The sequence below is a fragment of the Pseudomonas benzopyrenica genome, from assembly GCF_036884265.1.
GTDB classification, from domain to species: domain Bacteria; phylum Pseudomonadota; class Gammaproteobacteria; order Pseudomonadales; family Pseudomonadaceae; genus Chryseomonas; species Chryseomonas benzopyrenica.
In genome coordinates this window covers 1,889,512-1,911,986 of sequence record NZ_CP145723.1, presented here as the reverse complement: position 1 = coordinate 1,911,986, position 22,475 = coordinate 1,889,512, and the positions used below count along the sequence as shown (strand labels likewise).

Below are 22,475 nucleotides of genomic sequence, written 5' to 3'. Positions count from 1 at the left end.
CGATTTGGTTGATGGAGCGGGTCAGGGCGTGCAGCGAGAGATTCATCTGCTCGATCTTCTGCCGCACATGCTGCTCCATCTCCACCTGCCGGGTGATGTCGGTGGCGAACTTCACCACCTTGTGCACCTGGCCTTCGGCATCGAAGATCGGGTTGTAGGTGGCCTGGATCCAGATGCGCTGACCGAACTTGCTCAGGCGCATGAAGCGGCCGCCGAACACCTCGCCCTGGGCCAGCCGCGCCCAGAATTCGCGGTACTCGCTGGAGGCGACGTGGTCGGCCTCGCAGAAGATGCGGTGGTGCTGACCGCGGATCTCCTCCAGGCGATAGCCCAGGGTCGCCAGGAAATTGCGGTTGGCCTCGAGGATCTTGCCGGTCAGGTCGAATTCGATCACCGCCTGGCCGCGGTCGACGGCCGCCACCTTGCCGGCATAGTCGCTGTTGCGAATCTGGCTTTCGGTGATGTCCACGGCGAACTTCACCACCTTGCACGGCTTGCCGTCGGCGTCGAAGATGGGGTTGTAGGTGGCCTGGATCCAGATCTCCTCACCCCGGCTGTTGCGCCTCTTGTACACCCCGGCGTCGAATTCGCCGCGCGCCAACTTATCCCAGAACAATCGGTACTCGGCCGAACGGGCGTAGTCGTCGGAGCAGAAGAGGCGGTGGTGTTTGCCCACCACCTCGTCGGACTGGTAACCCAGGGCCAGCAGGAAGTTGCGGTTGGCGGTGAGTACCGTGCCGTCGACGGTGAACTCGGCGATGGCCTGGGATCGGTCGATGGCCGCCACCTTGCCTTCGTAGTCGCTGTTGCGCAGCTGGCTCTCGGTCACGTCGCTGGCGAACTTGACCACCTTGTAGGGCTTGCCCTCGGCGTCGAGGATGGGATTGTAGGTGGCCTGGATCCATACCTGGCGGCCGTCGCTGGCGCGTCTCTTGTACAGGCCGGCATCGAAGTCGCCCCGACCGAGCTTTTCCCAGAACAGGCGATAGCCGGGCGAACGGGCATGCTCGGGTTCGCAGAAGATCCGGTGATGCTTGCCACGTACCTCGTCCAGGCTGTAACCCAGGGCGGACAGGAAGTTTTCGTTGGCGGAGAGGATGTTGCCGTGCAGATCGAATTCGATCACCGCCTGGGCGCGGTCGATGGCGGCCATCTTGCCTTCGAATTCGGCAGCCTGCAGTTGCGCATCGGTGACGTCAGTGGCGAACTTCACCACCTTGTAGGGACGACCGTCGCTGTCGAGGATGGGATTGTAGGTGGCCTGGATCCAGATCGGCCGGCCATCCCGGCGGATGCGCTTGTAGACCCCGGTATCGAAGAGACCCTGCCCCAGGCGATTCCACAGCAGCGCGTATTCTGGCGAACGGGCATAGTCGGCCGGGCACATCAGGCTGTGATGGCGGCCGCGCAACTCCTCCAGCGCATAGCCGGTCATGCCGAGGAAATTGTCGTTGGCCCAGAGCACATTGCCCTGCAGGTCGAATTCGATCACCGCCTGAGAGCGGTGAATGGCAGCGATCTTGCCCTCGTACTCCACCGCCTGCAGGCGACTCTCGGTAATGTCGGTGGCGAACTTGATGATACGCTGCGGTCGTCCCTCGGCATCCAGCAGCGGATTGTAGGTCGCGCGGATCCACCTCAAGCTGCCATTCTTATGCTGGCGCCGATAGACGCCGCTGTGGAACTCGCCGCGCCCCAGGGTCTGCCAGAACTGCTGATAATCCTCGCTCTCCACCACCCCTGGCGGGCAGAACAGACGATGATGCCGGCCGCTGACTTCCTCCAGGCGATAACCGAAGGCCTGCAGGAAGTTGTCATTGGCGTGCAGCACCCTGCCTTGCAGATCGAATTCGATCACTGCCAGGGAACGGTCCAGCGCCTGACGCAAGGCATGATAGGCGGAGGTATCGTCGACAGTGACAGATTCGGAAAACATGGGCAGCTCCAGGAAGGGGACTCGACAATCAGGCTATCGGCAATCGCGATAACAAATTGAACGCTGCCTATCCTAGAACTGTTTTCCGCTGGTGGAATCGCCAATGGTCGTCCGACGAACGACTCCCATGCTGGCCAGACGCCTTCAGACCACCAGCTTGGTGCCTATGACCAATAGCATGACCGCCAGACAGGGCCGCAGCACGCCATCGGGTACCCTCCCCGACAGGTGACTGCCCAGGAAGATGCCTGGCAGTGAGCCCAACAGCAGAAAACCCAGCACATGCCAGTCCAGGTTGCCCAGGCCGGCGTGGCCAAGCCCTGCCACCAGGGTCAGGGGCACCGCATGGGCGATCTCGGTGCCGACCAGGCGCCGAGTCGCCATCAGCGGATAGAGCAGGAACAGCGCCACCGTGCCCAGGGCGCCGGCGCCGATGGAGGTCAGGGTCACCATGAAGCCCAGCACCGCACCGGTCAGCACCGTGAGGGCATTGAGACGCCCCGTACTCAGGTGAAATCGGTCACCGGCATGCCGGCTGGCGAAGGCGAAAATCTGTTGCTTGAACAGGATGGCCAGGGCGGTCAGCAGCAGCACGATACCGAGGGCATGCTTGATGAGCGCATTGGTGGCGTGTTGGTCACCCGGGAGCAAAGCCAGCGCGAGGAGTGTGAGAGCCGCAGCGGGTACGCTGCCAGCGGCCAGCCAGCCGGTCACCGTCCAATCGATGTTGCGATTACGTTGATGGACGAAGACGCCGCCCGCCTTGGTGATGGCGGCATAGAGCAGATCGGTGCCCACGGCCGCGGCCGGGTTGATGCCGAACCAGAGCAGAATGGGCGTCATCAGCGACCCACCGCCTACCCCTGTCATACCCACGATGAAACCTACCACCAGCCCCGCGATCACGAAGCCCATTGCCCCAACTTCCATTACAGCCCCAATTGCCGTTGTCGGCTCATCTTGCGGCCGCACAGGATAACCACTCAGGTTATGCCGGGGTATATTGAAAGAGTCTTTGCTTATAACAGCTGGAACTATGAATCAGCCGTCATCGTGGGCGACGGGCGTCCAGATAGGCCAGGACTTCCTCATCGCCATAGCCCGCACGTCGCGCATGGGCCTCAATGGCCGCGCGGCAAGCGGGATCGGTGATGGTCGCCGGCATTGAGGCGCCGCAGGGCGCCAGTGCGGCCTGGGCCAGGAAGCTGTCCAGATCCTGCTTGTGTTCGTCAGCGACGGCGTGGGTGCCCGTGGTGGGCGCATGCGCTGCGACTGGCGGCGTGGTGGTCGCCACGACGGCGGGCTCGCTGGCTGTCGAATCGCCTTTGTGCGTGGTCGCCACCGCAGCCACCACCAGCAGGCCAAAGCCTGCCGTCAACACCAGCAACTTGCGTGTCGAACTTCCGCTCATGATCCCTTCTTCCCTCTAAAAAGCTTACCGTCCTGGACCTGAAAACGACCTGGGCCGCCTAACGTCCGACTTTTGACCAATCGAATTGGACAATATTTTTCCAGCTTGTGTTCAGCCCAAGGTGGGTCATGCCACACTCGGCGGCATCAGGAGACAGGAGCGGCTCATGCAGCAGAAGGATTTCGTCGGCCCCCGTTTGCGCCAGCTCAGCGCCGATCTCTCGCTCGCCGATCGACTGGCCGAGAGCGCTCAAATCGATCTCAACGCCGATCTCAAGCGCCGGGTCCGGGATGACCTCGAACGGGCGCTGCGGGAGATCGGGCAGCTCAGCGAAGAGCAGACCCTCTGGCTGAACTGGGCGAACACCTAACCCAGGCACGTCCAACGTCGTCGCGCTGTAACGCGCGGCTGCTATCTGTAGCGGCATCCACCCTCTGGAGCCGAGCATGAAAGCGGAATACGAAATCAGTGACGACATCGCCCAGTTCGTCGGCGGCGCCTTGATCAGCCTGGTATTGCTCAGTGGCGGAGCCATCGGCGGCGCCTGCTTCCTGCTGGCCGAGACGCTTGGTTGACCGCCCGCCGCCTACCCCCTAGCTAGCGTCAGGGCTGCGCAGCCATTCTTGAGCGAATGCCTGGCCGCCTACCCGGCTGACATCCATTGATTCATAGGCAACTTGCATTGCGCTGAGGGCGCATTACTCTTGAAAGGTGACAGTAACAATTAGCGCACACAGTTAAGAGGTCGGATCATGCGAACCCAACTGACCCGCTCGATCACCCTGTTCGACGCCCCTCGCCCCCAGGCGCAAGCCAAAGATGAGTCGGCGGTGCCCGCCGATAACGGTTTTACCGGTCGCACCAACCAGCGGTGGACGGCAACCTTTCTCTACGGCACCGCCCTGGCGTTCGTCTTCTGCGCGCCACTGTTCCGGCATCTACACTAGCTCTGCTGGCCGATAGCAGCTATTCGGGAACGGTGCGCAACCATGGCGTTCCAGCTGCTAGCTGAATCGCGGGCACAAAAAAACCGGCGCTGGGCCGGTCTCTTGCTGTGCATCTTGAATGGTGCGGACGGAGAGACTCGAACTCTCACACCTTGCGGCGCCAGAACCTAAATCTGGTGTGTCTACCAATTCCACCACGTCCGCGAGACGCTTGAAAGACGAACGCCAGACACGAGGTCTGGCGTTCGCTGAATATGGGGTGGACGATGGGAATCGAACCCACGACACCAGGAGCCACAATCCTGTGCTCTACCAACTGAGCTACGCCCACCATATCTTACCTACTTGCCGTCGCCGAACCGCCAATGGCGCGCCCGGCAGGACTCGAACCTGCGACCATCCGCTTAGAAGGCGGATGCTCTATCCAGCTGAGCTACGGGCGCCTGTTACGGCAGCTGCCCTAGCAGAGACTTCCTTGGTGAGAAGTCTCTTGCCTGGCCCTTGTCAGTGACTTGGGCTGTGCTCGGCAAGCGGGGCGAATGTTATAAAGCTCCCGCAGGTCCGTCAACTAATTTTTTAAAAATTTTTAAGCAGAAAGAATGAGTTAGCCGCCACAGAGGCTTCTCTGTTGCCAGCGGGCCCGTCCATGCGAAAATAGCCGACCCTTTTCCGTCACCACCAGAAATCGCCCATGACCGCCCAACTGATCGACGGCAAGTCCATTGCCGCCCGCCTGCGCCAGGATATTGCCCAGCGAGTCTCTCAACGTCGTAGCGCCGGCCTGCGCGCCCCTGGCCTCGCCGTCATCCTGGTCGGCACCGATCCCGCCTCGCGCGTCTATGTGGCGCACAAGCGCAAGGATTGCGAAGAGGTCGGTTTCGACTCCTATGCCCATGACCTGCCGGCCAGCACCACCCAGGCCGAGCTGGAAGCCCTGATCGACCGGCTCAACGACGACACCAGCGTCGACGGCATCCTGCTGCAGCTGCCCCTTCCCGCGCACCTGGATGCTACCCAGCTGCTGGAGCGCATCCGTACCGACAAGGACGTGGACGGCTTCCACCCCTACAACCTGGGTCGTCTGGCGCAGCGCAACCCCCAGCTGCGCCCCTGTACGCCCAAGGGCATCATGACCCTGCTGCACAGCACCGGCGTCGACCTCTATGGTCTGGATGCGGTGGTGGTCGGCGCCTCCAACATCGTCGGCCGTCCCATGGCGCTGGAATTGCTATTGGCCGGCTGCACCGCCACCGTGACCCACAGATTCACCCGCTCCCTCGAACACCATGTCAGCCAGGCCGATCTGGTGGTGGTGGCCGTGGGCAAGCCCGGACTGGTCAAGGGTGAATGGATCAAGCCCGGCGCCATCGTCATCGACGTCGGCATCAATCGCCAGGCCGATGGCCGCCTGGTCGGCGACGTGGAATACGAAAGCGCCTGCGAACGCGCCAGCTGGATCACCCCGGTTCCGGGCGGCGTGGGCCCCATGACGCGGGCCTGCCTGCTGGAAAATACCCTGTACGCAGCCGAGCAGCTGCACAGCTAGCAAAACGGGCCCCGCGGGGCCCGTTCTTCATTCGGCCAGGTTTCAGGGCAGCCAGGACTTCACGCGATCCGGATGGGCCGCGATCCAGGCCTTGGCGGCCTCTTCCGGCTTCTTGCCCTCTTCCACGGCCAGCATCACCTCGTTGACCTCACCGGGTTGCCAGGCGAACTTCTTCAGGAAATCCCAGACTGGCTTGGCCTTGGCTTCCAGGGCCGGGTTGGCCACGGTGTCCACGTGCTCGGAACCGCCGAACACGCCCTTGGGATCTTCGAGGAACTTGAGTTTCCACTTAGCGAACATCCAGTGCGGCACCCAGCCCGTCACCACGACGGCCTTCTGGTCCTTTTCGGCCCGGGTCAGCTCGGCGATCATGCCGCTACCCGAGCTGGCCACCAGCTTGTAGTCCAGACCGTAGTCCTTGATCGCCTGGTCGGCCTTGAGCATGACCCCGGCACCGGCGTCGATGCCGACGATACGGCCACCGAAGTCGGCCTTCTGCGCCTGCAGATCGGCGATGCTGTTGGCCTTGACGTATTCCGGCACGATCAGACCGATCTTGGCGTCGGGTGTATTGACGTTCAGATTGACCACCTGGTCCTTCATCTTGTCGTAATAGGCACCATGGGTGACCGGCAGCCAGGCGGACAACATGGCATCGAGTTTGCCGCGCGCGACGCCCTGCCACATGATGCCGGCGGCGACCGGCATGAGCTTGACCTCGTAGCCCAGATTCTGGCGGATCACTTCAGCTGCGGTGTGGGTCGTGGCCACGCTATCGGCCCAGCCATCGACATAGCCGATGGTGATTTCGGGCTTGGCCGCCTGAGCCAGGCTCATGGCCGAGGTCAGCGCGACACCGAGTCCTATTCCCAACAGTTTCTTCACCATGCTCATGCAGCAGTCCTCTCGCTATGGAAGTCGGGCGGTTGCCCCACCCCCATCATTCGGGCAATGCAAGATGGCCACTACCGCCTGGACGACGCATAACGACCGGTTAGCGACAGGAGCTGCACTTTCCGCGACATCCGATGTCGCTTGACGCAGCCCGTCGACCGCTCTGTAATCGATGCCTCGCAGAAACCTGCGGCTGCCGATGCAACCTATTGGCGGACCGTTGTCTTACCTACGCTCTCAAGCCCTCTGAAAGGACTCTGTCCATGCGTCTTCCGTTGCGCGTCGCCGCCCTGCTGGGCGCGCTGTTTTCCGGCCTCTGGGGTACCGCGCACGCGGCCGCCGAAGTGGATGCCGCCACCTATGGCTATCCGCTGGTCAATCCTTTCGAAGCCACCATCGTCACCACCCCGGAAAAATTCCGGCCCGAGCTGCCGCCCGAAAGCACCATCGACCAGGACGACTACAGCCTCAACCTGCGTCCCGAGCGGGAGTATCAGCTGCCCGGCAACTTCTGGCCGGTGAAGAAATTCCATTACCGGCTCGCGCGGCAGGACCATCCGGCACCGCTGATCTTCCTGATCGCCGGCACCGGGGCCAACTACTCCTCCAGCACTCAGGAATACCTGAAGCGGCTGTATTACGCGGCCGGCTACCACGTGGTGCAGCTGTCGTCGCCCACCAGCTGGGACTTCATGGTGTCGGTATCGCGCACCGCGACGCCGGGCTACACGCCGCACGATGCCGAGGATCTCTATCGCGCCATGCAGGCGGTGCGCGCCCAGCATCCCAAGCTGCCGGTCACCGACTATTACCTGACCGGCTACAGCCTGGGCGGCCTGGATGCTGCCTTCGTCTCCTATCTCGACGAGACCCAGCGCAGCTTCAACTTCAAGAAGGTGCTGATGGTGAATCCGCCGGTCAACCTGCTGACCTCGGTACGCAACCTGGATCGCCTGGTACAGACCGAAGTGAAGGGCGTCACCAACAACCGCACCTTCTATGAGCTGATCCTGTCCAAGCTGACCCGCTACTTCCAGGAGAAGGGCTACGTCGACTTCAACGACGCCGTGGTCCGCGACTTCCAGCGCTCGCCGGAGCGACTGAGCAACGAAGAGCTGGCCATGCTGATCGGCTCGTCCTTCCGTTTCTCAGCGGCGGACATCGCCTTCACCTCCGACCTGATCAACCGGCGCGGCCTGATCACCCCGCCGACCTACCCGATCAGCGAGGGCACCAGCCTGACGCGCTTCTTCGCCCGTTCGCTGCAGTGCGACTTCGACTGCTACATGACCGAGCAGGTCATGCCGTTCTGGCAAAAGAACTTCAAGGGGCAGAACCTCGACGATCTGGCGCGCAAATCCAGCCTCACGGCGCTGGAAGACTATCTGAAGAGCAGCTCCAAGATCGGCGTCATGCACAATGCCGACGACATCATCCTCGGCCCGGGCGACCTGGGTTTCCTGCGCAAGACCTTTGGCGATCGCTTGACCGTCTACCCCCACGGCGGCCATTGCGGCAATCTCAACTACCGCGTCAACGCGAACGCCATGCTGGAGTTCTTCGCCCGTGGTTAAGTCCCTGCTCGCTCTTCTCCTGATGGCCAGTGCCTCGGTATTCGCTGCCGAATCGAGCCCGCCGCCCTCCTCCACCCTGACCATCGGCTCGGACACCATGCCGGCCGCTCCCGTGGGCGCCGACGGCTTCAGCAATCCGCTGTCGACCCTCAAGTACAACCCGGGGCTGGATCAGCGCGAATTCGAACGGGCCTCCCTGGTCGCACTGGACGTCTACGACCCCTTCGAATCCTGGAATCGCCACGTCTACCACTTCAACTACCGGCTGGACGAGTGGGTGCTGCTGCCGGTGGTCAATGGCTATCGCTGGATCACCCCGCGCTTCGTGCGTTCGGGCGTGAGCAACTTCTTCAGCAACCTGGGCGACGTCAACAACCTGCTCAACAGCGTGCTGCAGTTCAAGGGCCGCCGCGCCCTGGACACCACCGGCCGGCTGCTGCTCAACACCACCGTCGGGGTGTTCGGCCTGTGGGATCCAGCGACCCGGGTGGGGCTGATCAAGCAGCCGGAAGACTTCGGCCAGACCCTCGGCTTCTATGGCGTGGGCGATGGTCCCTTCCTGATGCTGCCGATCCTCGGCCCGTCCAACCTGCGCGACACCGGCGGCTTGGCGGTGGATTTCGCCGCCGAGGCGCAGATCAACTTCCTCAACGTCAGCGACGAAAGCGGTCGCCACCCGGAGATCATGGTGCTGCGCGGCATCAACCTCAGGTACGTGACCGACATGAGATACGGCCAGCTCAATTCGCCCTTCGAGTACGAGAAGATCCGCTATTTCTACACCAAGGCGCGGGAACTGCAGATCGCCGAATAAGGCCTAGGCGCTGGCGAGAAAGGCCCGCAGCTCCGGCAGGCGGGCCTGCGCATCGGCCCGCCCCAGCGCCATCAGCTCCTGGCAGTAGGGGGCCTCGAACAGCAGATAGCTGAGCAGGGCGCTGCCCGAAGGCCGATTCACCCCAACCCCCCGCAACAACTGCCGCAATGCCGGCGGCAGGCGCTTGCGGTGCCGGGTGGCGATGTCGCCCAGTGGCTGGCTGGGTGAGATCACCAGCATCTCCACCGGTCGGCACAGGCGACCACTGACCGGATCCCCCGCCGGCAGCGCATTGCTCAGCAGGTTGAGGCGGCGCAGGGTTTCGGTATCGCTGTCCAGGGCATCGACAAAGGTGCTGTTGAGCAGGTGGCCGCCGATCTGCGCCACGGTCGGCGGCCGGCCCTGCACGCCATGCTCCTGGCCACCCGGCGCGCCCAGCCCTATCACCAGGATGCGATCCGCGCCCAGATGCAGCGCCGGACTGATGGGCGCCGTCTGCCGGACCGAGCCATCGCCCAGGAACTCACGCCCCACCTTCACCGGCGGAAAGAACAGCGGAATGGCCGTGCTGGCCAGCAGGTGGTCGACCGCCAGCCGCGCCGGCACCCCGACGCGCCGATGGCGGAACCAGGGATCGAGGACGCCCTGACTCTGGTAGAAGGTCATCGCCTGTCCCGAGGCATAGCCGAAGGCGGTCACCGCCACCGCTCGCAGCGCGCGCTGGCGCAAGGCCGCGGTGATGCCGGAGAAATCCAGCTCGCGGCTGAGCAGCGCCCGCAGGGGCGCGTTGTCGAGCAGCGCCAGCGGTTCCTGCCGCCAGGCACCGAACAGGGTCTGCAAGCCGAAGCGCGCCGCCTGGCGGGTCACCCCGCCCCAATCGCTGCGATAGATCATCGCGGTTTCCAGGCCCGACCAGACCGCGGCCAGGCGCTCCACCGCGCGACCGAAATCCAGGGCGCCGCAGCCCAGCACCGCCGCGTTGAGGGCACCGGCCGAGGTGCCGACCAGAATGGGAAAGGGATTCTCGGAGCGCACCGCCAGGGTATCCGCCACCACCTGCAGCACCCCGACCTGATAGGCGGCCCGCGCGCCACCGCCGGCCAGAATCAGCCCCGTGCGCCGCTCGGCGGCCAGGCTCATCTAGCGCCTCTTCTTCGGATACAGCTTGGGCTCGCCAGGCGGGCGGGTCTTGAACCGTCGGTGGGCCCAGAGGTATTGCTCGGGCAGCTGGCTGACGCAGCGTTCCACCCACCGATTGATGCGCAGGCAGTCGGCCTCCTCGCTCTCGCCGGGGAAATCGGCCAGGGGCGGATGGATGACCAGGCGGTAACCCGATCCATCCGCCAGACGCTCCTGGGTGAAGGGCAGCACCCGGGCCCGGCCCAGGCGGGCGAACTTGGTGGTGGCGGTAACGGTAGCGGCCGGAATGCCGAACAGTGGCACGAACAGGCTCTGCTTGGCGCCGTAGTCCTGGTCGGGCGCGTACCAGATGGCGCGACCGGCCCGCAGCACCTTGAGCATGGCGCGCACGTCCTCGCGCTCGATGGCGGTGGCGTCCAGGTTGTGGCGCTCGCGACCGCTACGCTGGATGAAGTCGAACAGCGGATTCTTGTGCTGGCGGTACATGCCATCGATGGTATGCCGCTGACCGAGCAGCGCCGCGCCGATTTCCAGGGTGGTGAAATGCAGCGCCATGAGGATCACGCCCTGCCCGTCGCGCTGAGCGGCCTGCAGATGTTCGAGGCCTTCGATATGGGCCAGCCGGGCCAGGCGCCGGCGCGGCCACCACCAGCTCATGGCCATTTCCAGCAGGGCCATGGCGCTGCTGGCGAAGTTGCGCCGCAACAGCCGATCGCGCGCCCGCTCGTCGAGCTGGGGAAAACAGAGCTCCAGATTGCGGCGAGCGATGGCCCGGCGCTGGCGGGCGACGTGGTAGAAGATCCAACCGAGGCCCTGGGCGAGACGCAGCAGCACGCCATAGGGCAGTTGCACCAGCAGCCAGAGCAGGCCAAGCCCCAGCCAGAGCGGCCAGTACCGTGGATTGAGAAAGGCGAGGCGGAAAGACGGCCGCTCCATCGGAACTCCTGCATGAAAAAGTCGCGCCATTCTACAGGCCTCGCGCAGATTTCCCGTAGCCTTCACAGTCACGGCCCCCCACACCCGGTGAGGGTTGCGGCACGCGGGGCATCCCGCTATAAGTCCCGCCATCCAAGCACAAGTACCCACCATGACCGCAGCCGATCCTTCCGAAAGCGACTCCGTCTTCCAGCTCAAGGGCAACATGCTCGCCGTGACCGTGCTGGAGCTTCTCCGCAACGACCTGGGGCGCCTGGACCGGCAACTGGCCCAGAAGGTCGCCCAGGCACCCAATTTCTTCCAGGAAACGCCGTTGGTGCTGGGCCTGGACAAACTCGCCGAGGACGCCGGCCCGCTCGACCTGGGCGCCCTCCTCGATCTCTGCCGTCGCCACGGCCTGCGTACCCTGGCGCTGCGCGCCAGTCGCAGCGGGGATCTGGCCGCCGCCAACGACTACGACCTGCCGATCCTGCCGCCCAGCTCCGGCGGTCGTGAGCGCCAGGTCGACCCGCGTGACCGCGAACCGGTCAAGCCAGCCGAACCTGTCGTACCGCCCGCCCCGGCGATCAATCCGACCAAGATCATCACCGCGCCGGTGCGCGGTGGGGTGCAGCTCTATGCCCCGGCCGGAGACCTGGTGGTACTGGCGCCGGTCAGCCCGGGCGCCGAGTTGCTCGCCGACGGCAACATCCACGTCTACGGCCCCATGCGTGGCCGAGCATTGGCGGGCGTAAAAGGTGATACTAAAGCGCGGATTTTCTGCCAGCAGCTGACCGCGGAACTGCTCTCCATCGCCGGCCAGTACAAGGTCGCCGAAGACCTGCGACGCCATCCGCAATGGGGCAATCCGGTACAGGTCGCTTTGGTGGGAGATGTGTTGAACATCACCCGCCTTTAACGGATAATTTCGCGAATTTTTCGCAATTGGCGCCTAAACCGCCAAGGGCAATACGAAGCGCGACACTGCCTGCAATCTCGTCACCGAGGGCACCGAGTCGCTTCAGTTATTACTTTCGATCAAGGTGAATCAGTTTGGCCAAAGTACTCGTAGTCACCTCCGGCAAGGGCGGCGTCGGCAAGACCACCAGCAGCGCTGCCATCGGTACCGGTCTCGCTCTGCGCGGCCACAAGACCGTCATCGTCGACTTCGACGTTGGCCTGCGTAACCTCGACCTGATCATGGGTTGCGAGCGCCGGGTGGTGTATGACTTCGTCAACGTGATCAACAACGAAGCCACCCTGAGCCAGGCCCTGATCAAGGACAAGCGCCTCGAAAACCTGTTCGTGCTGGCTGCCAGCCAGACCCGTGACAAGGACGCCCTGACCCAGGACGGCGTCGAGCGCGTGATCAACGAACTCAAGCAGACCTTCGACTTCATCGTCTGCGACTCTCCCGCAGGGATCGAGAAGGGTGCCCACCTGGCGATGTACTTCGCCGACGAGGCCATCGTGGTCACCAACCCCGAGGTCTCCTCGGTGCGTGACTCCGACCGCATGCTCGGCCTGCTGGCCAGCAAATCGCGCCGCGCCGAAAAGGGCGAAGAAGCCATCAAGGAGCACCTGCTGCTGACCCGCTACAACCCCGAGCGTGTCACCAAGGGCGAGATGCTTGGCGTCGAGGACGTGGAAGAGATCCTGTCCATTCGCCTGCTCGGCGTGATCCCCGAATCCCAGGCGGTGCTCAAGGCCTCGAACCAGGGCATTCCGGTGATTCTCGACGAACAGAGCGACGCCGGTCAGGCTTACAGTGATACCGTGGAGCGACTGCTCGGCAAGGAAGTGGCCTATCGCTTCCTCGACGTGAAGAAGAAAGGCTTCCTGCAACGTCTGTTCGGGGGTGGTGCCGAATGAACATCTTCGACTTCTTTCGCGACCGGAAGAAGCAGAACAGCGCTTCGATAGCCAAGGAACGGCTACAGATCATCGTGGCCCACGAGCGTGGTCGCCACGAGCAGCCGGACTATCTGCCGCAGTTGCAGAAGGACCTGCTGGAAGTGATCCGCAAGTACGTGCCCATCGAGCAGGACCAGATTCAGGTAGAGCTGGAAAACCAGGGCAGCTGCTCCATCCTCGAACTCAACATCACCCTGCCCGACCGCTAACGCGAACCAGGCAGGACAGCGGCGGCCCCAGGGCCGCCGTTGGCGTTTAAGCCCTGTCGAATTTCCGGGCACCTGCCAAGCGGACGCCAGGATTCGAAACCATGGCCTCTAGGAATCCCATGCCTCTCTCCAACATCCGCATCATTCACCAGGACGACGCCCTGCTGGTGGTCGACAAGCCCACCCTGCTGCTGTCGGTCCCCGGTCGCGCCGAAGACAACCGCGATTGCCTGGTGACCCGCCTGCAGGACAACGGCTATCCAGAGGCCCGCATCGTCCATCGACTGGACTGGGAGACCTCCGGGGTCATCGTGCTGGCGCGGGATGCCGACAGCCATCGCGAGCTGTCGCGACAGTTCCATGATCGGGAAACGGAAAAAGCCTACACCGCGCTCTGCTGGGGCGAGCCGGAGGCCAACAGTGGCCGCATCGAATTGCCGCTGCGCTACGACCCGCCGACCAAGCCGCGCCATGTTGTGGATCACGAACTGGGCCGCCATGCCCTGACCTTCTGGCAGCTGCTGGAGCGCCACGGCCACTACAGCCGGGTGGAACTCACCCCCATCACCGGACGGTCGCATCAGCTGCGGGTCCATATGCTAAGCATCGGTCATCCGCTGCTGGGCGATCAACTCTATGCCGAGGGCGAGGCCCTGGCGGCCCAGCCGCGGCTCTGCCTGCACGCGCGCCTGCTGACGCTGACCCATCCCCTCTCGGGCGAGCGCATGAGCTTTACCAGTCCCGCGCCTTTCTGACCGTCGGTGCTGGCATACTGAGGCGCTCAGCCAAAGGAGTGCCTCTTGTCCTCCTGGACCTCCTACTACGCCGCCACCGCCCAGGGTGCCCCGCGCGACACCCTGCTGCAGGCGCTCGCCTGCTGGTCGAGTCCGCCAGGATTGGCGCTGGATCTGGGCTGTGGCACCGGACGCGATACCCTCGTCTTGCTGGAACGCGGCTGGCAGGTGCTGGCGGTGGATGCCGAGGCCGAAGCCCTGAGCGGATTGCGCCAGCGCGTGCCGGTCCTGCTGCAGGCCCGTCTGGAGACCCGCCAAGAGCGCTTCGAGACGGCCAAAATTCCCCGCTGCGACCTCGTCAATTCCAGCTTCGCCCTGCCCTTTTGCGAACCGGCGCGTTTTCCCGCGCTCTGGACCAGGATCACCGCAGCCGTGCGCCCGGGTGGTCTGTTCTGCGGCCAGCTCTTCGGCGAGCGGGACAGCTGGGCCAGCAGGGGCGTGACGGTCGTCGCCGCCGCTGCCCTGGAGCAGCTGCTCCAGGACTGGCAAGTCCTCCAGCATGTCGAGGAGGAAGAGGACGGCCACACCGCGGTCGGACGGTCGAAGCACTGGCACATCCACCACCTGGTGCTGCAGCGCCGTTGAGCCTGGGCGCTACGCTCGACTCCCCTCGGTCCAGAACCTAGACTGGACGCCTTGTCGTCCGGAGTCGTCCATGCGTACCGATCAGATCCAAGGCCTCATTGATTTCCTCTCCACTTCGCCCACGCCCTTCCACGCCACCGCGGCCCTCGCCCGCCGTCTCGAAGCCGCCGGCTACCAGCGCCTGGACGAACGCGAAAGCTGGTCCGTGCAGCCGGGTGGCCGCTACTACGTCACCCGCAACGATTCCTCGCTGATCGCCGTGCGCCTGGGTGCCCAACCGCTGGAGCGCGGCCTGCGCCTGGTCGGCGCCCATACCGACAGCCCCTGCCTCAAGGTCAAGCCGCAGCCGGAGCTGCAGCGGCAGGGCTTCTGGCAACTGGGCGTCGAGGTCTACGGCGGCATGCTCATGGCGCCCTGGTTCGACCGCGACCTGTCCCTGGCGGGCCGGGTGACCTATCGCGCCGCGGGCCGGGTGCAGAGTCGACTGATCGACTTCCGCAAGCCGCTGGCGATCATTCCCAACCTGGCCATCCACCTCAATCGCGAAGCCAACCAGGGCTGGGCCATCAACGCCCAGAACGAGCTGCCACCGATCCTCGCCCAGGTGCCGGCCGGCGAGCTGCGCGACTTCCGCGCCCTGCTGGCCGCGCGCCTGCAACAGGAACACGGCATCGGCGACGTCGAGGTGCTGGATTTCGAACTGAGCTTCTATGATGTCCAGCCCGCCGCCCTGATCGGGCTGGACGATGACTTCATCGCCGCCGCGCGCCTGGACAACCTGCTGTCCTGCCATGCGGGTCTGGAAGCCCTGCTGGCCGCCGAGGGCGACGAGAACGCCGTGCTGGTCTGCACCGATCACGAGGAAGTGGGCTCCACCTCCTGCTGCGGCGCCGATGGTCCCTTCCTCGAACAGGTGCTGCAGCGCCTGCTGCCCACCGGGGATGCCTTTACCCGCACCCTGCAGCGCTCGCTGCTGATCTCGGCCGACAACGCCCATGGCGTGCACCCCAACTATGCCGACAAGCACGACGGCAACCACGGCCCGAAACTGAACGGCGGGCCGGTGATCAAGGTGAACGCCAACCAGCGCTACGCCACCAGCAGCGAGACCGCGGCCTTCTTCCGCGACCTCTGCCAGCGCGAAGGCGTGCCGGTACAGAGCTTTGTGGTGCGCAGCGACATGGGGTGCGGCTCCACCATCGGCCCCATCACCGCCGGGCAACTGGGGGTGCGCACCGTGGACATCGGCCTGCCCACCTTCGCCATGCACTCCATCCGCGAATTGGCTGGCAGCCACGACCTGGGTCATCTGATCAAGGTGCTGACGGCCTTCTATTCGAGCAGCGAACTGCCGCTCTGAAGCCGGACTAGTCCGGCACCTGGACCCTGACCTGGATGGCGTCATGACGCCAGAATTCCAGGTCGCAATCGATCAGTCGTCCCTGCTGGTCGTGGTTGATGCGGGTGATATGCAGCGCCGGACTACCCTGCGCCACTCGCAGGGCCTGGGCAGCCTCCGGCAACAAGGCGGTCGGCAGGATCTCGAAGCGCACCTCGCCGTAGCGGATGTCGTAGCGGTCGCGATACAGCTCGGTGAGGGAACGCTGCAGGTCGTGCTCCAGCAAGCCCGGGAAGTAGGCCGCATTGAGGTAGTGCTCGACATAGAGCACCAGCCGGCCGTCCACGCGGCGCACCCGGCGGATCTGATAGACGCTGGACAACGCCGGTAACTCCAGCAGGCGACATATCTCCGCGGACGCCAGCATCTGCCGCGCCGCCAACACCTCGGTGGCCGGTCGACGACCCTGGGCTTCCACCATGGCGTGGAAATGGGTGCGGGCCAAGGGGTTGTAGGCCAGGCGTGGCGGCGCAACGAACCAGCCGCGCCGCTCTTCGCGATAGATCAGGCCCAGGGCTTCCAGTTGCAACAGGGCCTCACGCAGGGTGATGCGGGTGGTGGCGAACAGCTCGCTCAGCTGGCGCTCGGACGGCAAGCGCTCCATCGCCAGCAGCAGGCCATGGGCGATCTGCTCCTGCAGCGCCTGGCGGATGGCGCTGGCGCCCGGCGCACCTCTTTGGACTAGACCAGCTTCGGATTGGTGCACCCGGAACGCCTCGACTAGGGTTTGCTGGGAGACTAGGGCGGCCAGATGACCGCTTGGTGACGACTGCAGCGCCGGTGCCAGCAGTGGAACGGGGCGAACTGCCATCAAATCGTCATACCTCGCTCCTAGATTGGCCGGTGTCTTGCTGACCTAGACCAAGCCCTAACACCTGGAGCGCCCGTATGACCCGTCTGCTTGCTTCCTTGTTGGCCACTGCCGTTGCGGTACAGGCCGGTACCGCCTTTGCCGATACCGTCGATCTCAAAGCCCTCGAAGCCGCCGCCCGCAAGGAAGGCCAGGTGAACAGCGTCGGCATGCCCGATACCTGGGCGAACTGGAAAGGCACCTGGCAGGACCTGGAGCAGAAGTACGGCCTCAAGCACCAGGACACCGACATGAGCTCCGCCCAGGAGATCGCCAAATTCGCCGCCGAAGGCGAAAACGCCTCCGCCGACATCGGTGACGTGGGTGCCTCCTTCGGCCCCATCGCCGTGCAGAAGGGCGTTACCCAGCCCTACAAGCCCAGTACCTGGGAGCAGATCCCCAGTTGGGCCAAGGACAGCGACGGCCACTGGGCGCTGGCCTACACCGGCACCATCGCCTTCATCGTCAACAAGCAGACCGTCAAGGACGTGCCCCACTCCTGGGCCGACCTGCTCAAGGGCACCTACAAGGTCACCATCGGTGACGTAAGTGCCGCCTCCCAGGCGGTGAGCGGCGTGCTGGCCGCGGCCTACGCCAACGGCGGCGACGAGAAGAACATCAAGCCGGCGCTGGATTTCTTCGCCAAGCTGGCCAAGCAGGGCCGCCTGTCCTTCACCAACCCGGTGGTGGCCAACCTCGAGAAAGGCGAGGTAGAGGTGGGCGTGGTCTGGGACTTCAATGCCCTGAACTACCGGGACCAGATCGACCGCTCGCGCTTCGAGGTGCTGATACCCTCCGACGGCTCGGTGACCTCCGGCTACACCACCATCATCAACAAGTACGCCAAGCACCCCAATGCCGCCAAGCTGGCTCGTGAGTACATCTTTTCCGACGCGGGCCAGATCAACCTGGCCGAGGGCTATGCCCGGCCGATCCGCGCCGAGCACCTGACCCTGCCGGCGGACGTCCAGGCCAAGCTACTGCCCCAAGCGCAATACGCCAAGGCGCGCCCCATCACCGACGCCAAGGCCTGGGAAGAGACTTCCAAGCGCCTGCCACGGCTCTGGCAGGAACACGTCCTGATCAACATGCAGCAGTGACGTCATGAAGGTCATCCTGGTCGTGCTGGACGGACTCGCCCTGAGGGTCGCCGAACACGGACTCGGCTTCCTCCAGGCGCTGTGCCTGGCCGGCCGGGGTCGCCTCTACCGCCTGGAGTGCGAGTTACCTTCGCTCTCCCGGCCGCTCTACGAATGCCTGCTCACCGGGGTGCCACCGGTGAGCAGCGGCATCGTCCACAACGGTGTCAATCGACTCTCGACCGAGACCAGCCTGTTCCATCTGGCTCGGGCCGCCGGTCTCACCACCGCGGCAGCCGCCTATCACTGGGTCAGCGAACTCTATAACCGCAGCCCCTTCGAGCCGGGCCGGGACAGGCACGTCAGCGACACCGGCCTGCCGATCCAGCACGGCCACTTCTACTACGCCGACCACTACCCGGATTCCCACCTGTTCGACGACGCCGAGCACCTGCGCCTCACCCATGCCCCGGACATCCTGCTGGTGCATCCGATGAACATCGACGACGCGGGCCACAAGCACGGTCTCTCCAGCCCCGAATACCGCAATGCCGCGCGCCGCGCCGATGGCCTGTTGTCACACTATCTGCCTACCTGGCTGGACGCCGGCTACCAGGTGCTGGTGACCGCCGATCACGGCATGAACGATGACCGTAGCCATGGCGGGACGCTAGCGGAAGAACGCGAGGTTCCGCTGTTCGTGTTCGGCGAAGGCTTCTCCCTGGGCGAGGCCACGCCGCGGCAGGTGGAGATATGCGGAACGGTGTGCAGCCTGCTGGGGCTGGCCCACGACAAACCCTGGTGCCGGGAGCTGCTGGCATGAAGCGGCCCTGGCTCGCCCTGCTGCTGATCCTGCCTTTCCTGCTGGTGTTCGGCGCTTTCCAGCTGGCGCCCCTGACCTGGATCGCCTTCAACAGTTTCGACTCCAGCGAAAGCGGCTGGGGCCTGGGCAATTACGCCGAGATCCTCGGCTCGCCCTTTTACCTGCAGGCCATCCGCTTCTCCCTGGAGATCTCGCTCTGGTCCAGCGTCTGCGGCCTGCTCATCGCCCTGGTCGGTGCCTATTCGCTGACGCGGGTGGACTCGCGACTGCGCGGCTTCGTGGTGGCCTTCACCAACATGACCAGCAACTTCGCCGGGGTACCGCTGGCCTTCGCCTTCATCATCCTGCTGGGCATCAATGGCTGCCTGACCCTGGCGCTCAAGCAGCTGGGACTGATCGAGAGCTTCAACCTCTACACCAAGGGCGGCCTGATCCTCATCTACACCTACTTCCAGATCCCCCTGGGCGTGTTGCTGCTGTTTCCGGCCTTCGAGGCCTTGAAGCAGGACTGGCGCGACGCCGCGGCGCTGCTCGGCGCCGGCGCCTGGCAATACTGGCGGCATATCGGCCTGCCGGTGCTCAGCCCGGCGCTGGTGGGCACCTTCATCATCCTGCTGGCCAACGCCCTGGGCGCCTACGCCACCGTCTACGCCCTCACCGTGGGCAACTTCAACGTGGTGCCGGTGCGCATCGCCGCCCTGGTCTCCGGCGACATCTATCTGGAGCCCAACCTGGCCGCCGCCCTGGCCATGCTGCTGGTGGCCTTCATGACCCTGATCACCCTCGTCCATCAGTGGCTGCTGCGGCGGAGTCGTCATGTCCCGAGCTGAGCATCTCTATCATCGCCTGGTGGTCTGGCTGCTGTTTCTGATCCTGTTCGCGCCCCTGGCCGCGACCCTGGTCTATTCCCTCGCCACCCAGTGGTCGGCGACCCTGCTGCCGGCCGGCTTCACGTTCAAGTGGTACCTGCAACTGTGGAGCGATCCGCGCTTTCTCGCCGCCTTCGGTCGTTCCCTGGCGATCTGTTTCGGCGCCCTGGCGTTGTCCTGCGTGCTGATCCTGCCGGCCATGTTCGCCATCGCCTACCACTTCCCGCGGCTGGATGCGTTGATGAACGTACTGATCCTCTTGCCCTTCGCGGTACCGCCGGTGGTGTCGGCCGTGGGTCTGCTGCAGCTCTATGCCGGCGGCCCACTGCCGCTGACCGGCACGCCCTGGATTCTGGTGTTCTGCTACTTCACCATCGCCCTGCCCTTCATGTACCGGGCCATCAGCAACAACCTCCAGGCGCTCAACCTGCGTGACTTGATGGACGCCGCCCACCTGCTCGGCGCCAGTTCCTGGCGCGCCGCCCTGCTGGTGGTGCTGCCCAACCTGCGCACTGGGCTGATGGTGGCGCTGTTCCTGTCGTTCTCTTTTCTCATCGGCGAATTCGTCTTCGCCAACCTGCTGGTGGGGACGCGCTACGAGACCCTGCAGATCTACCTCTACAACCTGCGCAACGGCAGCGGCCACCTGACCAGCGCCCTGGTCATTTCCTATTTCTTCGCGGTGCTGCTGATGACCTGGATCGCCAATCGCCTGAATCGGGAGCGGACATGAGCTATCTCGCAGTCAAGGGGCTGCACAAGCGCTACGGCGCCAACACCCTGTTCACCGACATCGAATTCCACGCCGAACAAGGCGAACTGGTGACGCTGCTCGGCCCCTCGGGCTGCGGCAAGTCCACCCTACTGCGCTGCCTGGCCGGCCTCACCGAGGTCGATCGCGGTGCCATCGTACTAGCCGGCCAGGACATCACCCAGTTACCGCCGCAACGCCGTGGTATCGCCATGGTGTTCCAGAGCTATGCCCTGTTCCCCAACATGACCGTGGCGCAGAACGTCGCCTTCGGCCTGCGCATGCAGCGGCTGGCGCGGGACGAAATCGGGCAGCGGGTGGGCGAGGCCCTGACCCTGGTGGAACTGCAGGGCTTCGCCGAGCGCTATCCGCATCAGCTCTCCGGTGGCCAGTGCCAGCGCGTGGCCCTGGCGCGCTCGCTGATCGTGCGGCCGCGCCTGCTGCTGCTCGACGAACCCCTCTCAGCGCTGGATGCCCGCATCCGTCGCCACCTGCGTGAACAGATCCGCGCCATCCAGCAGGAGCTGGGCCTGACCACGGTGTTCGTCACCCATGATCAGGAAGAAGCCCTGACCCTGTCCGATCGCATCGTGCTGATGCGCGAAGGACGCATCGTCCAGAGCGGCGATGCCGAGACGCTCTACACCGCGCCGGTGGATGCCTTCGCCGCCGGCTTCATCGGCAACTACAACCTGCTCAGCGCCGACCAGGCCAGCCGGCTGTTCGGCCAGACCTTCCAGGGGCAGGTGGCGATTCGCCCCGAGGCCATCCGCCTCGGCGTGGCGGGTGGCTTCAACGGCCGCATCGTCGGCCACAGCCTGCTGGGTAACGTGATCCGCTACCGGATCGCCACCGAAGCCGGCGAACTCAATGTCGACGTTCTCAACCATGGCCCGACGGCCTTGCAGCCGAACGGCACAGCCGTCACCCTGGCCGTCGATTCCGACAGCCTGAGAGAAGTGGCATGACCCTGGCGATTTTCGATCTCGACGAAACCCTTATCGACGGTGACTGCTCCAGTCTCTGGAGCCAGCAGATGGGCGTCCTTGGCTGGGTCGACCGCGAGTCCTACGTGCGGCGCGACAGCGAGCTGATGGCGGCCTATGCCCAGGGCGAACTGGCCATGGAAGACTACATGGCCTTCCACCTCGAACCCCTGGTGGGCCGCACGCCCGAAGAGGTGGATTTCGAGGTCGGACCCTGGGTCGAGGACGTCATCGAACCGCTGATCTTCAGCGACGCCATGAAGTGCATCGCCGCCCACCGCGCCGCTGGCGACCGGGTGATCATCGTCTCGGCCTCCGGGGTGCATCTGGTGGAGCCCATCGCCGAACGACTCGGCGTGGAAGAGGTGCTGGCCATCTACCTGCAGGTCAGCCACGGCGTCTACAGCGGCCAGGTGGAGGGGGTCATGACCTTTCGCGAAGGCAAGCTCACCCGCCTGCTGGAACTGCTCGGCGGCGACCGCAGCCTGCTGGATTCCGCCAGCTTCTACTCCGACTCACGCAACGACCTGCCGCTGCTGGAAGCAGTGGGCAAGCCACACGTGGTCAACCCCGATCCGGTACTGCGCGAACGCGCCACAGCGGCCGGCTGGCCGATCCTCAGCTGGCGGTAACTCGCACCGCGTCCATGGCGGCGCGGGGACGTAGGTTGGGCTGAGACGGCTTTATCGTCGAAGCCCAACATGGCCGGTTCCGAGCAAGATCCGTTGGGCTTCGCTGCGCTCAACCCAACCTACGGGCGCTCCCATGGATTACCGATGTTCGTAGGTTGGGCTGAGACAGCCCCATCGTCGAAGCCCAACATGGCCGGCTCCGAGCAGGGCCCTGTTGGGCTTCGCTACGCTCAACCAACCTACGACCGCTCCTACGGACGCCGATGCTTTCGTAGGTTGGGCTGAGACGGTTCCATCGTCGAAGCCCAACATGACCGGCTCCGAGCAAGATCCCGTTGGGCTTCGCTGCGCTCAACCCAACCTACGGACGCCGATGTTTTCGTAGGTTGGGTTGAGAAGGCTTTATC

24 protein-coding genes, 3 tRNA genes and 1 pseudogene are annotated in these 22,475 nt (G+C 64.5%); 18 read left to right on the top strand and 10 right to left on the bottom strand.

The annotated features are described in order from the left end of the window. Positions 1–130 precede the first annotated feature (130 nt). From V6W80_RS08915 to V6W80_RS08905, 3 genes and pseudogenes are all read right to left on the bottom strand, one after another. A pseudogene (locus V6W80_RS08915) lies at positions 131–1,936 on the bottom strand (PAS domain-containing protein); the annotation flags it as partial. A 144-nt stretch (positions 1,937–2,080) separates the two neighbouring features. Beyond that, positions 2,081–2,866, bottom strand: coding sequence for a sulfite exporter TauE/SafE family protein (locus tag V6W80_RS08910; protein ID WP_026084050.1), 786 nt, complete (start codon positions 2,864–2,866; stop codon positions 2,081–2,083). 118 nt (positions 2,867–2,984) lie between these two features. After that, the gene (locus V6W80_RS08905) at positions 2,985–3,347 is read right to left on the bottom strand and encodes a hypothetical protein (RefSeq protein ID WP_017642806.1); all 363 of its coding nucleotides are present in this window, start codon (positions 3,345–3,347) and stop codon (positions 2,985–2,987) included. A gap of 166 nt (positions 3,348–3,513) precedes the next feature. Here V6W80_RS08905 and V6W80_RS08900 point away from each other — a divergent pair, with 166 nt between their 5' ends. The 3 genes from V6W80_RS08900 to V6W80_RS08890 all read left to right on the top strand — a co-directional run bounded on the left by V6W80_RS08900 (position 3,514) and on the right by V6W80_RS08890 (position 4,294). Then, on the top strand, positions 3,514–3,717 hold the full coding sequence (locus V6W80_RS08900; RefSeq protein ID WP_017642805.1) for a hypothetical protein: 204 nt from the start codon (positions 3,514–3,516) through the stop codon (positions 3,715–3,717). Between the two features lie 76 nt (positions 3,718–3,793). Then, positions 3,794–3,922: a hypothetical protein gene (locus tag V6W80_RS08895; protein WP_017642804.1), complete on the top strand. Its 129-nt coding sequence runs from the start codon at positions 3,794–3,796 to the stop codon at positions 3,920–3,922. A gap of 177 nt (positions 3,923–4,099) precedes the next feature. After that, entirely contained in the window at positions 4,100–4,294 is a 195-nt protein-coding gene (locus V6W80_RS08890; RefSeq protein WP_338546653.1) for a hypothetical protein, read from the top strand. Positions 4,295–4,413: 119 nt separating this feature from the next. Here the strand turns inward: V6W80_RS08890 and V6W80_RS08885 are convergent. From V6W80_RS08885 to V6W80_RS08875, 3 genes are all read right to left on the bottom strand, one after another. Next, positions 4,414–4,498 (bottom strand) — tRNA-Leu (locus tag V6W80_RS08885). A 51-nt stretch (positions 4,499–4,549) separates the two neighbouring features. After that, positions 4,550–4,625, bottom strand: a tRNA-His gene (locus tag V6W80_RS08880). A gap of 35 nt (positions 4,626–4,660) precedes the next feature. Next, a tRNA-Arg gene (locus V6W80_RS08875) sits at positions 4,661–4,737 on the bottom strand. 248 nt (positions 4,738–4,985) lie between these two features. On the opposite strand from V6W80_RS08875, the gene folD reads away from it, so the two are divergent. Then, entirely contained in the window at positions 4,986–5,840 is an 855-nt protein-coding gene (gene folD / locus V6W80_RS08870; RefSeq protein WP_017642802.1) for a bifunctional methylenetetrahydrofolate dehydrogenase/methenyltetrahydrofolate cyclohydrolase FolD, read from the top strand. 42 nt (positions 5,841–5,882) lie between these two features. Here the strand turns inward: folD and V6W80_RS08865 are convergent, their stop codons facing one another. Continuing rightward, positions 5,883–6,728, bottom strand: coding sequence for a glycine betaine ABC transporter substrate-binding protein (locus V6W80_RS08865; RefSeq protein WP_371099831.1), 846 nt, complete (start codon positions 6,726–6,728; stop codon positions 5,883–5,885). Between the two features lie 269 nt (positions 6,729–6,997). Between V6W80_RS08865 and V6W80_RS08860 the strand changes: the two genes are divergently transcribed. Further along, a complete protein-coding gene (locus tag V6W80_RS08860) occupies positions 6,998–8,308 on the top strand; it encodes a serine protein kinase PrkA (protein ID WP_017642800.1) in 1,311 nt (436 codons plus the stop codon). A gap of 97 nt (positions 8,309–8,405) precedes the next feature. Further along, the gene (locus V6W80_RS08855) at positions 8,406–9,122 is read left to right on the top strand and encodes an MlaA family lipoprotein (RefSeq protein WP_256562879.1); all 717 of its coding nucleotides are present in this window, start codon (positions 8,406–8,408) and stop codon (positions 9,120–9,122) included. Positions 9,123–9,125: 3 nt separating this feature from the next. Here the strand turns inward: V6W80_RS08855 and V6W80_RS08850 are convergent, their stop codons facing one another. Both V6W80_RS08850 and V6W80_RS08845 read right to left on the bottom strand, forming a co-directional pair. Beyond that, positions 9,126–10,262, bottom strand: coding sequence for a patatin-like phospholipase family protein (locus V6W80_RS08850; protein WP_184290881.1), 1,137 nt, complete (start codon positions 10,260–10,262; stop codon positions 9,126–9,128). Continuing rightward, a complete protein-coding gene (locus tag V6W80_RS08845) occupies positions 10,263–11,198 on the bottom strand; it encodes a lipid A biosynthesis lauroyl acyltransferase (RefSeq protein WP_338546648.1) in 936 nt (311 codons plus the stop codon). Between the two features lie 151 nt (positions 11,199–11,349). Here V6W80_RS08845 and minC point away from each other — a divergent pair, with 151 nt between their 5' ends. The 6 genes from minC to V6W80_RS08815 all read left to right on the top strand — a co-directional run bounded on the left by minC (position 11,350) and on the right by V6W80_RS08815 (position 16,039). Continuing rightward, positions 11,350–12,096: a septum site-determining protein MinC gene (gene minC / locus V6W80_RS08840; RefSeq protein WP_017642795.1), complete on the top strand. Its 747-nt coding sequence runs from the start codon at positions 11,350–11,352 to the stop codon at positions 12,094–12,096. A gap of 134 nt (positions 12,097–12,230) precedes the next feature. Continuing rightward, a complete protein-coding gene (minD, locus tag V6W80_RS08835) occupies positions 12,231–13,049 on the top strand; it encodes a septum site-determining protein MinD (protein WP_017642794.1) in 819 nt (272 codons plus the stop codon). Then, positions 13,046–13,300, top strand: coding sequence for a cell division topological specificity factor MinE (gene minE, locus V6W80_RS08830; protein ID WP_017642793.1), 255 nt, complete (start codon positions 13,046–13,048; stop codon positions 13,298–13,300). Before minD ends, minE begins: the two co-directional genes overlap by 4 nt. A gap of 119 nt (positions 13,301–13,419) precedes the next feature. Next, a complete protein-coding gene (locus V6W80_RS08825) occupies positions 13,420–14,055 on the top strand; it encodes an RluA family pseudouridine synthase (protein WP_064307155.1) in 636 nt (211 codons plus the stop codon). A 45-nt stretch (positions 14,056–14,100) separates the two neighbouring features. Then, the gene (locus V6W80_RS08820) at positions 14,101–14,679 is read left to right on the top strand and encodes a class I SAM-dependent methyltransferase (protein WP_017642791.1); all 579 of its coding nucleotides are present in this window, start codon (positions 14,101–14,103) and stop codon (positions 14,677–14,679) included. A gap of 70 nt (positions 14,680–14,749) precedes the next feature. Next, on the top strand, positions 14,750–16,039 hold the full coding sequence (locus tag V6W80_RS08815) for a M18 family aminopeptidase (RefSeq protein ID WP_338546645.1): 1,290 nt from the start codon (positions 14,750–14,752) through the stop codon (positions 16,037–16,039). A gap of 7 nt (positions 16,040–16,046) precedes the next feature. On the opposite strand, the gene V6W80_RS08810 is transcribed toward V6W80_RS08815, so the two are convergent. After that, positions 16,047–16,784 carry a UTRA domain-containing protein gene (locus tag V6W80_RS08810; protein WP_338546643.1) on the bottom strand — a complete coding sequence of 246 codons (738 nt, stop codon included), beginning with the start codon at positions 16,782–16,784 and terminating at the stop codon, positions 16,047–16,049. A gap of 182 nt (positions 16,785–16,966) precedes the next feature. On the opposite strand from V6W80_RS08810, the gene V6W80_RS08805 reads away from it, so the two are divergent. Genes V6W80_RS08805 through V6W80_RS08780 form a run of 6 tightly spaced genes read left to right on the top strand, consistent with a single transcriptional unit; the run spans position 16,967 to position 22,068 of the window. Then, positions 16,967–18,028 (top strand): ABC transporter substrate-binding protein, encoded by a 1,062-nt coding sequence (locus V6W80_RS08805; protein WP_160923087.1) that lies wholly within the window; start codon positions 16,967–16,969, stop codon positions 18,026–18,028. Positions 18,029–18,032: 4 nt separating this feature from the next. Continuing rightward, on the top strand, positions 18,033–18,830 hold the full coding sequence (locus V6W80_RS08800) for an alkaline phosphatase family protein (RefSeq protein ID WP_160923086.1): 798 nt from the start codon (positions 18,033–18,035) through the stop codon (positions 18,828–18,830). Further along, positions 18,827–19,660 carry an ABC transporter permease gene (locus tag V6W80_RS08795; protein WP_160923085.1) on the top strand — a complete coding sequence of 278 codons (834 nt, stop codon included), beginning with the start codon at positions 18,827–18,829 and terminating at the stop codon, positions 19,658–19,660. The genes V6W80_RS08800 and V6W80_RS08795 overlap by 4 nt, the downstream gene beginning before the upstream one ends. Then, positions 19,647–20,432, top strand: a complete 786-nt coding sequence (locus tag V6W80_RS08790) for an ABC transporter permease (protein ID WP_017642785.1) — start codon at positions 19,647–19,649, stop codon at positions 20,430–20,432. The genes V6W80_RS08795 and V6W80_RS08790 overlap by 14 nt, the downstream gene beginning before the upstream one ends. Beyond that, entirely contained in the window at positions 20,429–21,418 is a 990-nt protein-coding gene (locus tag V6W80_RS08785; RefSeq protein ID WP_338546641.1) for an ABC transporter ATP-binding protein, read from the top strand. Before V6W80_RS08790 ends, V6W80_RS08785 begins: the two co-directional genes overlap by 4 nt. Beyond that, on the top strand, positions 21,415–22,068 hold the full coding sequence (locus V6W80_RS08780; RefSeq protein ID WP_338546640.1) for an HAD family hydrolase: 654 nt from the start codon (positions 21,415–21,417) through the stop codon (positions 22,066–22,068). The genes V6W80_RS08785 and V6W80_RS08780 overlap by 4 nt, the downstream gene beginning before the upstream one ends. The last annotated feature ends 407 nt before the right edge of the window (positions 22,069–22,475 follow it).